Origin of the sequence: Devosia psychrophila, from assembly GCF_000971275.1 — a bacterium.
Classification (GTDB): domain Bacteria; phylum Pseudomonadota; class Alphaproteobacteria; order Rhizobiales; family Devosiaceae; genus Devosia; species Devosia psychrophila.
Genome location: NZ_LAPV01000076.1, coordinates 70622 through 83792 on the forward strand (window position 1 = coordinate 70622; position 13171 = coordinate 83792).

Consider the following 13171-nt stretch of genomic DNA (forward strand, 5'->3'; position numbering starts at 1 on the left):
GCGGTCCGCCCCTTCTGCTTTTCGGGCCGATGTCTAGCGAACCTGCGCGCGAACGAAATCGGTCACGATTTTCACTACTCCACGCGACATGACTTCATCGAGCGCAGTGATAAATTCGTCGACATTGGCGCGGGTGCAGATCAGCGGCGGTTCGAGGCGGATGACGTTGCGGTTGTACTCGGTGAATGCGACGAGCACGCCGTGGTCGCGCAGAAGGTGACTACCGACGAAGCCGGGAAGCGAGCCCTTGAGCTTGTCATCAAGCGCCGACATCACAGGCCTTAGCACCATAGGCATAGCCTGGGAAAAATCGTGGAACTCGAGACCCACCATCATGCCACGACCGCGCACTTCCTTGAGAAGGGCGGGATACCTGCGCTGCAGCGTGCCTAGTTCCGCTATCAGATAATCGCCTACCTCTGCGGCGTTATCGATCAGGCCTTCGTCATACAGGACATTGAGCGCCTCAATGGATGTGACCGATGCTTCACCAATGCCGCCAAAGGTAGCCATGGCATGGATCATCGCAGTCTTTGGCGTGCCATATGCCTTCATATAGACGTCGCGCCGGGCGATCATTGCGCCCACAGCCGCCTTGCCGCCCCCAAGCGACTTGGCAAGCGCTGTTACGTCGGGGACCACTCCGTAGTGCTCAAAGGCATAGAATTTGCCAGTCCGCCCAAAGCCGCATTGCACTTCATCGGCCACCCAAAGCACGCCATACTTGTCGCAAAGCGCTCGTAGTTTAGGCCAGAAATCTGCATCGGCTTCGATGATGCCGCCGCCGCCCTGGACTGTCTCAAGCACGATAGTGCCAATGGCGGGATCGGATTTGAACGCGGCTTCGACAGCGTCGATATCGCCGAAAGGAACGCGCACGGTGTTATCGACCAGCTTGAACTGGCCACGGTAGAGTGGACCATCAGTGATCGAGAGCACGCCCTTGGTTTTGCCGTGGAAGGAATTCTCGGCATAAACAATCTTGGGTCGAGCAGGCCCGGCAGCGCGCTCTGCCACCTTGATCGCAGCTTCCATAGCCTCCGAGCCTGACGAGCCCAGAAAGACCATGTCAAGATCACCAGGTGAGCAAGCTGCGAGGTTGTATGCCAACGCCGTGGCGTATTGCGACAGAAACGCGATTGCGATTTCCTGCCGTTTTTCTTCTGCGAACTTGCGCCGCGCTTCGAGTATGCGCGGATGGTTGTGGCCAAAAGCGAGCGAGCCGAAGCCGCCGAAGAAATCAAGGATCTTTCGACCGTCCTGGTCGTAATAGTACATGCCCTCGGCGCGTTCGATCTTGATCTTGTGGAAGCCCAACAGCTTCATGAAATGAAGCTGACCCGGGTTCATATGAGCGGTAAAAAGCTCATACATCCGCTTGATATCGAGCGTTTTGGCCTCTTCCACCGTGATGAATTTGGGCTTTGCGGTTTTAGCGCCAAGGTCGGTGGGCAGGGTCATGGCGGTGCTCATGCGATGTTCCTCAGGCAGCTGTTGATTGGGGGACGCGGGCAGAAGTCGTGCCGGCGCGCTTCTTGCGATATTCGGTATAGGCGGCGATGAGCATGTCTTCATCGCGATACTGCGGCACCCATCCCAGTTCTCGCTCCGCTTTGGAGACGTCGAGAATGCACATCTCGTCAGCGATCAGGTACTGCTCGGGATCCATGATCGGTACGTTGAGAAGATCGAGGAAATCCAGTGTGCGTTTAACCGCCCAGGCGGGCGTCGGCACGAGGATGGATTTCGATCCTGCATGTTTGACGAGGTCAGCCAGCAGCTTTTTTACGGGAGGCGCATCGAGCGAACCAAGATTGTACACGTCGTTCGGCACACCGGCCGAAAAGGCGGCATGGGCGGCCGATGCACAATCAAAAACCGAGATAAATTGATAGGGATTTTTGCCCGAACCAATCATTGGGACTGGCAGGTTGAGATCGATGAGTTTGAAGAGCTTGGCCAGAATTCCGAGCCGACCTGGCCCTATGATTAAGCGCGGACGGAACAGGGAGATGTGCATGCCCTTTTCGCGCCATTCCTCTGCGAGCAGCTCGGTCTCATATTTGGAACGGCCATATTCACCCAGCGGGGCACGAGGATGGTCCTCGGTCTGCGGCCAAGTATGGGTATGGCCATAGACCATGTCCGTGGTGAAATGGACGAGCCTGTTGGCGCCGACCGCGTCCATCGCCTCGATGATGTTCTTGGTCCCATGAAAATTGACGGGAAAGAAGAAATCGTGGCGCTTGGCGCGGACCTGGATCGGCGACAGCATCTTGGCGGACAAATTGTAGACCATGTCGTCCGCTTGAATACCCAAAGCGACAACCGAGGCCTTATCCGTTACGTCCGTCTTGACGAACTGGGCGTCACGATAATGCGGCAGATCACTCTTGACTATGTCGGCTACAACCACCTGCTCTCCGGCGGCTAGCAACCGCGGTGCAAGGTGACGTCCAACAAAACCGTCACCACCAAAGATTATATGTCTCATGTTTGTCCTGCTATCTTAGCCTGGGTGGCTTTGACCTAAGTCCGGGCTTGGTCGGTGGTGACGACGGGCTCGTGTGTGTCGTTGCTGCCGCCCTGGGCAATCAGCAACGTGCCCACGCAAATAAGGGCAATGCCGGCCAGCTTGGGCAGCCCAAGGTCTTCCTTGAACACAAGCCAGGCAAAGATGGCGACCGCGACGTAAGCAAGGCTCAAGAAGGGGTAGGCAAAGGATATGTCCACCTTGGAAAGCACATACAGGTGCGAAGCCATCGAGATGACGAAGGTCACGAGACCGGCAAAAACCCAAGGACTAAACACGATCTGAAATAGCCTCAGGATCGCCGTATCAGCAGTGAAGTTGACCGTTCCCATGTTCATCATGCCCCATTTAAGCATGAGCTGGGCCGCTGCATTGGTCATAACTGTGAATATGATAAACGGTAGATAGGCCATAATTCCCTGTCTTTATTTAACCAGAGCGAGACTGCGCTGCGGAAGCGTCAACGCAGTTCTTCGCCAGAAATTCGATGAAAAGCGCGGGTCTCGGAAGCGCTCTAGTTTTTGCCACTCGGGAAAGCCTGCAGCAAACGTCGCCGCGCTCATGCGCTGGTCTTTGTACGGGTTGACCCGTCCACCGCACTCCACGGTCAGCCGATCCAACGTTTCGAGCAACGCCAAGGTCGATGGCCCCTGGTTGGCGAAGTCCATGGCTAGTGTGTAGCCGGGGCGGGCGAAGGATAGCATTCCGGGCGATCTGATGTGGCCGAACCGCTTAAGTACGGTTAGGAGCGAAGCCTGCCCCGCGTCGCGGCTTGCTTCCAGCATTTGCGGAATAACGGCCTGGGCCTCGCTGAGCGGAATTATGCTTTGGTGCTGATGAAGCCCTTTTGGACCGTAGAGACGGTTCCAGTTTCCGATGGTATCAAGTGGATAAAAGAAGCTCCGGTAGGAGCCTATCTGCGGCTGAGTTCTGCGTGCCTTGCTGGTGAAATAGACTTGGTTGAAGGCAGCAAGAGTGACCCTGTTCAGAACTGAAAATGGCAACTCTAATGGGACTGAAAGTCCCATTGTGGGCTTTTTGATACGAAAGTTGCCGTTGTTGGCATGATTGCCGGTAAAAAGTATCCCGCGGTTGGACGTGGATAATTGATCGATCCAAGCGACGGAATATTCATTGCCCGCATCCGCAGCGTCGGCGGCATCGAAATATTCGGCCAAGCCGCCGAATGACATTACGCGTTCGTCGATGTCGAGAGAGCCGACAGGCATCAAGCGAAGACTTGCGGAGAGCATAAGGCCCGTCAGGCCCATGCCTCCAATGCTTGCCTGGAAAAGTTCAGCATTTTCCTGAGGTGAACACACATGAACACCCCCATCGGAACGCAGGAGTTCAAGGGCGGTTACGTGGCAGCCGAAGCTGCCGCGTGAATGGTGGTTCTTGCCGTGCACATCATTGGCAATGGCACCACCCAAAGTCACGTAGCGCGTCCCCGGCGTTACGGGCAGGAAGTAGCCGTGTGGCGTGGCATGGGCAATGAGCTCTTCGAGCGTTACGCCCGTTTCAGCCGTAATCACGCCGGTCTGCAGGTCAAAGTCGAGAATGGCATTTCGGCTGCGCATGGGGACAAGCGCGCCGTCATCGTTATGGCACGTGTCTCCATAGGATCGACCGTTGCCATAAGCCAGCAGCGGTTGGTCGGTGCCTCCATGACTGCGCAACTCCCTGATCGCGACGCTAGGCAGCACGATGTCCCGCATGTGGCGCTGCACGCGGCCAAAGCTGTCATAGCTCGACATTGTCACATCACCGTCCCGACCAGCATCAGCAGTGCGCCGAAACCGACGACGAGTTGGCTGCGCCAGTCGGTGGCAATGAAGACCACCGGATCCTCATGCATTTCGCGCCGATGAGCCAAAATCCAGATGCGGACATTGATGTAAAGCACGATCGGCACCAGCGGCCATATCAACCAAGGCTCGCTATAAAGATCGCTCACGACTTCAGACTGGATGTAGAGCGACAGCACCAAAGCGGCAGCGAAGGCAGCAGAAAGGCCGCTCTGACCAACGATTTGCAGGTCTTCAGGGCGGTAGCCACGACCCGCGACGCGGTCGCGATCATCTACCTTGCTCGACTGCAATTCGACATATCGCTTCACCAGCGCAAGCGACAGAAAGAAGAAAAGACCGAAAGCGATCAGCCAAAACGACGGCGGCAAATTGGCAGCGGCCTTACCAGCCAGAAGACGCAGGCTATAGAGGCCCGCCAAGCACAGGACGTCGATCAACAGCATGCGCTTGATAGCGAATGAATAAGCGGCAGTGGTCAATACATAGATGCCAATGACTGCAGCAAAAAGTGGCGGCAGGAAGAAAGAGATTCCGACGACAATCGCGAGAAGTGCCGCCGAAACGGTAAGGCCGAATGGAATGCTCACGATACCATTGGCAAATGGTCGATTCCGCTTGGTCGGATGTCGCCGATCAAGAGGCAGGTCGAGAAGGTCGTTGATAATATAGAAGGACGACGCGGCCGCGCAGAACGCGACAAAACCTGCGAGCGACGTTAGGAAAACGGTGGGTTCAAATATCTCGTGCGCAAGCACTGCCGGAACAAAAACCAGCAAGTTCTTGAGCCACTGGTGCACACGCAGCATCTTGGCATAGGTCTTCCAAGTCGCAGCACTGCCATCGAAACGCTGGGAGTTGGTTTGGCGCTGAAACTTATCCGCTGCCCCATCGGGCGCGACGACAATGGCGCGATTTGCCACTTCAAAAACGGGAATATCCGCGCGGTCATTGCCCGCATAGTCAAAGCCTTTAGGACCGTAAGTTTCGGTAAGGAGCAGGGCCTTTCGGTGCGCTGCCAGATTGGTGTCGGCGCTCGACGAATATACGGCATCGAATAGGCCTATGTGGGCGGCAATGGCTTGAGCGAACGGCTCTGCGGCCGCAGTCACAAGCACGATCTCGCGGCCGTTAGCCTTTTCGGCCTGCAAAAACGCCAAGAAATCTTCTCGGTACGGCAAGCCCTGCGCATCAATGGTAACACGGGCGGCAATCTCGGTTTTGAGATGCGCCTTGCCGCGCCAAAGCCAGATCGGCAATACAAACAAGTACAGCGGATTTTGCTTGATAAGCATAAACACGCTTTCCCACAGCAAGTCCGCGGATATCAGGGTGCCGTCAAGATCAACGACCAAAGGCAGTTGCGTGCTATTTTGCACTCTTAAATTCATCTCGCACCCTCATTCCCACAGAGTTCCATCTGTAGAAATTCCCCCGGCTGCAGGTTTGGATTCCCTGCATCGCACAGAACCTAGTCTAAGAAAAGTAAATTTGGTCTAATGCAAGTGACTAGAGAGCAACAACATTCGCTGGAGACCGAACTATTTCCGGGCAAGGTTTAGAGAGTCTTCCGTTTATCCAGACTTTTTTTGATTTACAATCGCGGTTGGGCAGAACGCATTTGTTAGCTTGCAAGCTTTCTTGCCCTGTAAATGGTGGCGGCACGGGTGCGAATGCCAGCGATGTCGAGCGCAAAGCAGGCCGCGGCGTAAAGCGCGATCCCTATTATTACGGGAATGGCCAAATCGACAAAGCCAGTGCCCGACAGTTGGCGACCAATCAGGAACGTGGGAACGGCCATCACTGCGGTGGCCAGCGCCACCTTGAACCAGGGTTTTGGATCAAGCGGTAATGGGTAAGCTCTGCGCGCCAGGGCGAAGCCAATCATTACTCCCAACAGCTCGGAGACAAGCACCGACCACGCAGCACCTATCAACCCAAAATTGGGAACGAAAACCGCCAGTAATGCGCCATTTACAAGAAGCGTGCCCACACCCTGCAGGATCAGCAAACTAGGTTTTCTCGTCATCTGAAAGCTGACGTGAATCAACTGGTACGAGATCGACCTCAACAGCCAAGCTACGGAGATGATGGGAATTAGCACTGCAGCTGCCTGGCGAAAATCCTCGCCAAAAACAAAAAATGACAGCTTGTGAGCGACAATTGTGAGACCCACGGTTGCAGGCGCCAATACTGCCAGCAACAATTCGGTGCTTTCGACCAAGTGGCGATCCACCTCCTGATTGCTGCTTTTGGCAAGCAGGCGGACAGCGATGGGCGCAATAGCCGACCCGATAGCAACGCCGGGAAAAAGGATAATCTGGCGCACCAAATCGGCAGACGCACCATAAATTCCGGCCGCATGTTCTCCCATCAGGCTCGCGACCGTGAAACGATCAAGCAGGGCCTGAAGCATGAAAACGGCGCCAGATATCGTCATAGGCAGGCCAAAGGCGATGATGCCTTGGAACAGCTTTTTGTCGAACGGCTTTAGCGGTGCCCGCCAAATCTCTCTCGAAAAGATGAGACCCGCGATTACGTAGGAGAGGCTGATGCTGATGAGGAGACCGACGCCGCCCCAACCGAACACAAGAATGAGGACCAGCGAGAACACCAGGGCCGCGGCGGCCCGCACGATCGTAGCGATCAGGTAAAGTGTGGTTTGCTGGCGAGCTCGAAAAATCTCGAGGCAGAATTCGAACGCCCCGATAGCAAATGCCAGAAAAATAGCCGGCAACAAGTAGGTCGACAAACTCGGGGCGAAAGCAATGATGCCAAAATAAAGCAGCGGTATAAGGAGGACAAGCACCGCAAATGGGATGGCCGCGGTCAACCGAATATCGACACCGCCCTCAGCGGTGAAAGGCACGATGGAGGACTTGATCCCACCAAAGAGCAGGCTTGAGATCAAGGCGGCCGCACTGAACCCGACGATGTAAATGCCATATTCTGCCGGCGTCATGATACGCGTGAAGATGACCACGGACGCGAGGCCTAGCGCAGCAGCGATAATGTTCGCAGCTAGATAAGTAGAGGCTTGTCGAAGCATTAGGCAAAGCTCTGCGTGAAGTCCTGGATGACCCGCATGAGTTCCTTCGGCTGATAATTTTCGTCAAGTGGGAGAGGGCGGTTTGGCAGACCATCTTGACGGCTGAACCAGATTGGAACCCAGGTGTGCTGATCCGATACACCCCAGGTCACGACGATCTCAGGTCGTACGACTGAGCCAATTGCCGATAGAAACTCTCTAGCGCGAGCGGCGATGAGTTTGTCTCGCTCTTCGATCGGGCCGGGTAACTGGTCGTCGATCACGTCAAGTTCGGTAACCAGAATGCCAAGACCGAGTGCTGACAATTCCGCGACAAAACTTGAAATGCCAGGTGAATCGACCGCACTCTCGCCTCGTAAGTGACCCTGCAGGCCGATGGCGTGCAGCGGAACGTTGCGCGATTTTAGGCCGCGTACCATGTCGAGGAAAGCCTTGCGCTTGGCGCGGGCCTGATCCGTCGGCTGCTCGAACTCGTAGTCATTTAGTACGAGCTGCGCGCTCGAGTCGGCTTCCGATGCGGTGCGAAGCGCAAGTTCGATATAATCTGGCCCTAAATGTCGAAGCCATACAGAGTCGCGATAAGGCGCGTCAGGGGTTGGATCCTCTGCTATTGCCTCATTCACGACATCCCAGCTGCGAATGCGACCTTTATAACGGCCAACTACTGTGTCGATATGGTGGACCAGTTCTGTCCGGGCCTCTTCTGCGCTAGAAATGCGTTCCGCCCATTCCGGAAGCGCCGCATACCAGGCGAGGGTATGACCCCGCAATTCGATATCGTTGTCTTGAGCAAAGGCGAGAAGAGTATCCGTCGGTTCGAAGGTAAAGCTGCCACGAACAGCCTGAAGGTCCGACCACTTCATGGCGCCCTCGGCGACAATCACCTTGCAGTAAGTGCGGACCGCCTCGCTATACAAGATGTCCGCAAGTTCGTCGATGCGAATGGCAGCACCATAAGGCACCGCACCCGACAGAGCGTCTGCCGCAAATGGGGTGGCGCTCGCAGCGGGGAGTGTCGTCACCAAGGCGCCGGTGGACAGCGCGCCAACCACAAATTCGCGCCTGCGCATTGTCGTCTCCTGAATCGAGACATGCGCCCGATGAAAGTGCAAAAATCTGGGCCTGGAACCCCGCTATTTGACCCCTACAACCTTACTATGCACCTAACAAAGCGGCGTGTTTTTGAGTCAATTAGTCCATTTTTCACACCCGGGCGGTACATCCGATCCTGGTAGCTCTGTCAATAAGCGCATTCGCGAGAGCCCGCATGAGGCGGTACATGCTTGAAGTGAATAGACAGGCACTCGATAATAAATCCGACTGGTTTGGGTGGCTGCTCTTTATTGTGGTGTTTGCGTATTTCTGGATTGGGACCGGACCGTTCCCTAGTCCCAATGACACCCTCATACTTTCGACCTATGGCGACAGCTCAAACCAGATCAACCAGTTGATCGTCATCGCAATGACGATGACCGTGCTGGCGGCTCTATTTATGAACCCAGCGGGCCGACTGATCTTGCGCGCCTACTGGCTGCCCGCTGCAATTTTGGTTTGGCTGCTTCTGATCATTCCGCTCTCGGATTCGCCAGACAGTGCCCTAAGACGGACCGTCTACGCGGCACTGGTGTGCATATGCTCCAGCGCCATTTTGCTTCTGCCTCGTGACAGGAACCAGTTCACTACGCTCATCGGTTACTGCCTGTTGTTCGCCCTTGGTCTTTCGATGCTAGGCGTCCTGCTACGGCCTGATCTTGCGATTCATCAGTCCACTGACGCGAGCGAACAGGCATTGGCGGGAGACTGGCGAGGCCATTTTGGGCACAAGAACACTGCTGCCGCTGCCGCTGCATTCGCCTTCTTTTTCGCCCTCTATCTCAGGAAAAACAAAAAACTTTGGGTGGGCAACGGCCTGCTGTTGCTGTCGGGTATCTTTATTCTAAATGCCGGCGGCAAAACCTCCTTAGCTATCGTGCCTGCGGTTTTGCTCATCGCGTGGTTATTTGAACGTCTGGGTGGACTGAGGTTGCCATTTGTCCTTTTTAGTGTTTCGGCCTTCAACATAGTCGTCGTGTCATCCGCCACGTCACAACCGGTACGCGACTTCATCGGAGCATTGGGTATCGACCCTACCTTTACCGATCGCGCATCGATCTGGCAGCTTGCGCTTTCCGCAATTGCTGAGCGACCATTCTGGGGTTACGGCTTTCAGTCATTCTGGCAGACAGATGCTCTTGCAAACGGCAACAGTTCCGCGGCGACGTGGGCCGTTACTGCAGCAAATGCTCACAACGGCTATCTAGATCTTATGCTCAGCGGAGGATTTCCGCTCCTCATACTCGCAGTCATCTGGTTGGTAATTTTGCCAAGCCAGCATGCTTCGAAGGCGCTGCGGCTCAACAATGATCTGACGCTTACCCGGCTGTTCATTCGCATCTGGCTGTTCGCGCTATTCCTTGCGACACTTGAAAGTCCATTTTTTGCGAATAGCGGTCCGATCTGGTTCACAATATTGATTGCCATCTTCGGCCTGCAGCTACAGGCGCAGGCGCGCCTTGTAAGTGAACCCACCCCACAGGACATTACCGCGTTACAGGTTCGATAGCGGGGCAACCGGTTTAAAAGGGGCGTCCAATGGACCTCACGACAATTGATGCAGTTGAGGCCGTGATCTGCATTCCAACCTTTCGCAGGCCTGACTGGCTTGAAAGGACACTGCGCTCGGTCATGGACCAAATCGCCCCGTTCGGCTTTGCCGTGGTGGTTGTCGACAACGACGCCGCTAATCCCGCAGGCGCAGAGCGCGCTCGATTAGTCCTCCAATCGCAGACACCCCACAGCGTTTTGGTAGAGTCCAATCAGGGCAATTGCCACGCGATCAACCGCGCCTTCCGGGCAGCATTGACCACCTATCCGAGCGCGGAATTCTTTCTGATGATCGATGATGACGAAGTGGCTATGCCCGGCTGGCTCGAGGCGATGGTAAATCTCGCCAAGGAAAAGCGTGCGGATATCGTTGGTGGGCCGGTGTTGCGACAGTTCGACGTGCCTGTTGCGGCAAGCGTTTCCGGCCACCCCCTATTCCTGTCGATCGCGGGCTCGACACGGCAAGTCAGCCAAATTCACGGATCAGGCAATTGCCTCATCCGTCGGAGAGTCTTTGACGCAATGCCCAAACCTCCTTTCGACATCCGCTTCAATTTTCTCGGCGGCGGGGACATGGAGTTTTTTACACGCTGTCGCGTAATGGGTTTCAGCACATGGTGGTGCGCCGAGGCTATTGCGACGGAATTTGTGCCGGCTGAGCGTGTCACACCCAAATTTTTGACGCGGCGGTCTATTCGGACCGGCAGTATCAATTACGTTGTTGACCGCATGCATGCACCGGGCTGGGTCATGGCGCTTAAGAACATTGGTAGTCTTGGGCTCGGACTAGGCCGAGGCTTGGCAGTGCTTCTTCGAACGAGATCGCCGCTACAGGCCAGCCATCCTGTACTCATGCCGGTTGGACGAATTATTGCCAGCCTCGGATTTATACCACAGCCTTACAAGTCATCGCAGTGACTATGCGTTTTCAAGCACGACACGCCGGATCAGATCGATCGGCGTATTGGTGTGCGACTGTATCGCGATCGCATGCTGATGCGGAGCCAGAGTGGCAATAAAGTTGGCAAGCGCTGCGGCGTCTAGTTGCGGACCTGACCAGTAAGTGAGGCAATCCGACTGCGTCACACGATGATGTCGCAGGGCGAGAGGCGGGTCATTGGCGACGGCAACCCCATAGATAAGATATTCGGAGAACTGCCGGATACGAACCAGCGCCTTCCACCAGGACTGGTCCGCGGTTGACTCAATCCGTTGGGTCATCTGCCGAACTGTTTCACGCTCCCACACAATCATCTGGCCAATGAAGTCGTCGGCGGGAAATTCAGGCGTGGGTAAACCAAGCAGCGCATGGGCATTCTTGAGCCAAGTAACGTGACTTGAAAAGGTGGCAGCAATATCTGCGGGAGCGACGAAATGCGGTAGGCGTGACGCCTCTGCGACCAAACGCATGTCGAACGGCCTGCAGAAGCAATTGTCGGAATCGATGCACATGATCCTCTCGCTCGACTGCGCCAGTGTCATCGCGATCTTGCGCAATTGCTGCAGGTGCCAGCCATATACGGGAAGACTGACGCCGCCTGCCCACCAGTAGCGACGTCCGTTCCACCGGCCGACAGGCAGAAATTTCGGCAACAGATCACTATGGCAAATTATGCGGCGACGCCGTCCGGCTAGCGCTGAGAAAAGAGCGGCGTCTTCGTCACCAACCACGATGAAGTGCATATCGTGGCCCGTGACAAACCGGTCCATCGAGTTGCACAAAAGGCGGCAAGCCTCAAAATCTGCCGAATAGCTTGGCGTAATCAGCGAAATCGAACGGGGCATTGGAATCCGGGGCAGCGCAAAGGCAAGTCCATATTAACGGCGCGAGCATAAGGTTGTGTTACTCGATTATCGGACGCGGATGACATTTTGGCGCAGCATTACCTCGTTCTTGTTTCTAACGCGGCCAAGCTTTGTGGTGTCGAGGCGTTTGCTCGATTATTGACGCAAAAGTTAGGTTCCAGGGCCAAGTCGCACGTGCTTGGTGGGAGGCTGGCAAGCCTTTTGAAAGCAGTGCGAGGCGTCGACTGCGTCATTTTCAACTTTCCCATCGTCGCATGGAAACGGCGGCTCTTCTCGCCCACGATCACGTCGCTTCTGGTGCGGATCATGGGACGCAACCTGACCGTCGTGCTGCACGAGTGGTCCGCGCTCAATTGGAAACGGCGTCTCGTTCTGACTCCAGCGGTCCTTTTGGCGACAAGCCTGTGCTTTTCGGCACCAGAAATTGGGCGTGAATTTGCTGATAGCAAAGTGTCTCGATGGGCGACACGCCGGCGGAAGATAATCCCCATCCCGCCCAATATTGTGCCGCCAGCTACCGGCAGGGATACGCCAACCAGCCGTGCCCTCAACGCTCAACGCGAAACTGGGCGCCTGATAGTAGGCCAGTTCGGGTCAATCTATCCACGAAAACAATCCACCATCGTCCTGCATGTCGCGGCGCATTTGATCGGACAAGGTCACGACGTAGCAGTCGTCTTTGTTGGATCTTTCATCAAAGCCATGGATGGCATGGAAGCCAAATTCTTTGCATTGGCCGATGAATTGGGGGTCCGGGACCGCGTGACGATTACGGGCTATGTCCGTGGCGACGACGAACTGTCTGCCATCTTTAGCCAGGTCGACGTGTTCTGCTACGATTTTAAAGAAGGTCTGACCTCAAGACGGGGCAGTGTCCTGACAGCGGCACTTTCAGGCAAGCCGGTCGTGGTGAATGCACCGTTTGAGGCCGACGCTCTGGCTCACCATGGGATGTTTAAACGGCTTATCTCGACCGAAATGATCCGTCTTGTGCCAACTGATGCTGACATTCATAGCCTTGCTGCTGCCGTCCTTGCCGCAAAGGCAGAAGTGCCAGCTGCTTTCGACGTCAAAGCTGAAATCGAGACTTTGTGGACCGCTATTATCGCGGGACTATAAGGTGGCGATGCCGACTAAGGCTCCTGCGTAGACGCGGTAATCCCCCCTCTGATCAATCGGGTTTAAAAGTAGAATTTTCTCGGCAATATGAACGAGGAGATTTTGATGAAGATGACGAGATATAGCGAACCCCAGATCCTGGCGATCCTGCGCCAGGCCGAAGGTGGGGTTGGGGTGTCCGATCTGTGCCGAGAGCATGGGATGAGCACTGCC

12 protein-coding genes are annotated in these 13171 nt (G+C 55.5%); 4 read left to right on the forward strand and 8 right to left on the reverse strand.

Going from position 1 to position 13171, the window contains the following annotated elements:
* Nucleotides 1–33 precede the first annotated feature (33 nt).
* The 7 genes from WH91_RS06695 to WH91_RS06725 all read right to left on the reverse strand — a co-directional run bounded on the left by WH91_RS06695 (nt 34) and on the right by WH91_RS06725 (nt 8460).
* A complete protein-coding gene (locus WH91_RS06695) occupies nt 34–1461 on the reverse strand; it encodes an aspartate aminotransferase family protein (RefSeq protein ID WP_425285368.1) in 1428 nt (475 codons plus the stop codon).
* A 22-nt stretch (nt 1462–1483) separates the two neighbouring features.
* On the reverse strand, nt 1484–2494 hold the full coding sequence (locus tag WH91_RS06700) for an NAD-dependent epimerase/dehydratase family protein (RefSeq protein ID WP_046170217.1): 1011 nt from the start codon (nt 2492–2494) through the stop codon (nt 1484–1486).
* Between the two features lie 35 nt (nt 2495–2529).
* On the reverse strand, nt 2530–2946 hold the full coding sequence (locus tag WH91_RS06705) for an EamA family transporter (protein WP_046170218.1): 417 nt from the start codon (nt 2944–2946) through the stop codon (nt 2530–2532).
* 12 nt (nt 2947–2958) lie between these two features.
* Nucleotides 2959–4290 carry an FAD-binding oxidoreductase gene (locus WH91_RS06710; protein WP_046170219.1) on the reverse strand — a complete coding sequence of 444 codons (1332 nt, stop codon included), beginning with the start codon at nt 4288–4290 and terminating at the stop codon, nt 2959–2961.
* Between the two features lie 2 nt (nt 4291–4292).
* On the reverse strand, nt 4293–5732 hold the full coding sequence (locus WH91_RS06715) for a UbiA family prenyltransferase (protein ID WP_046170220.1): 1440 nt from the start codon (nt 5730–5732) through the stop codon (nt 4293–4295).
* Nucleotides 5733–5965: 233 nt separating this feature from the next.
* Entirely contained in the window at nt 5966–7390 is a 1425-nt protein-coding gene (locus tag WH91_RS06720; protein WP_046170221.1) for an oligosaccharide flippase family protein, read from the reverse strand.
* A complete protein-coding gene (locus WH91_RS06725) occupies nt 7390–8460 on the reverse strand; it encodes an endo-1,4-beta-xylanase (protein WP_046170222.1) in 1071 nt (356 codons plus the stop codon). The genes WH91_RS06720 and WH91_RS06725 overlap by 1 nt, the downstream gene beginning before the upstream one ends.
* Before the next feature lie 209 nt (nt 8461–8669).
* Here WH91_RS06725 and WH91_RS06730 point away from each other — a divergent pair, with 209 nt between their 5' ends.
* Entirely contained in the window at nt 8670–9992 is a 1323-nt protein-coding gene (locus WH91_RS06730) for an O-antigen ligase family protein (RefSeq protein ID WP_046170223.1), read from the forward strand.
* A gap of 29 nt (nt 9993–10021) precedes the next feature.
* Nucleotides 10022–10951 (forward strand): glycosyltransferase family 2 protein, encoded by a 930-nt coding sequence (locus WH91_RS06735; protein WP_046170224.1) that lies wholly within the window; start codon nt 10022–10024, stop codon nt 10949–10951.
* Here WH91_RS06735 and WH91_RS06740 read toward each other — a convergent pair whose 3' ends face one another.
* On the reverse strand, nt 10952–11818 hold the full coding sequence (locus WH91_RS06740; protein WP_046170225.1) for a DUF6492 family protein: 867 nt from the start codon (nt 11816–11818) through the stop codon (nt 10952–10954). It lies immediately after the preceding gene.
* Between the two features lie 87 nt (nt 11819–11905).
* On the opposite strand from WH91_RS06740, the gene WH91_RS06745 reads away from it, so the two are divergent.
* Both WH91_RS06745 and WH91_RS23275 read left to right on the forward strand, forming a co-directional pair.
* Nucleotides 11906–12958 (forward strand): glycosyltransferase, encoded by a 1053-nt coding sequence (locus tag WH91_RS06745; RefSeq protein ID WP_244542474.1) that lies wholly within the window; start codon nt 11906–11908, stop codon nt 12956–12958.
* Nucleotides 12959–13063: 105 nt separating this feature from the next.
* Nucleotides 13064–13171, forward strand: a 108-nt coding sequence (locus WH91_RS23275) for a transposase (RefSeq protein ID WP_144408338.1), incomplete at its 3' end; no start/stop codon positions are given.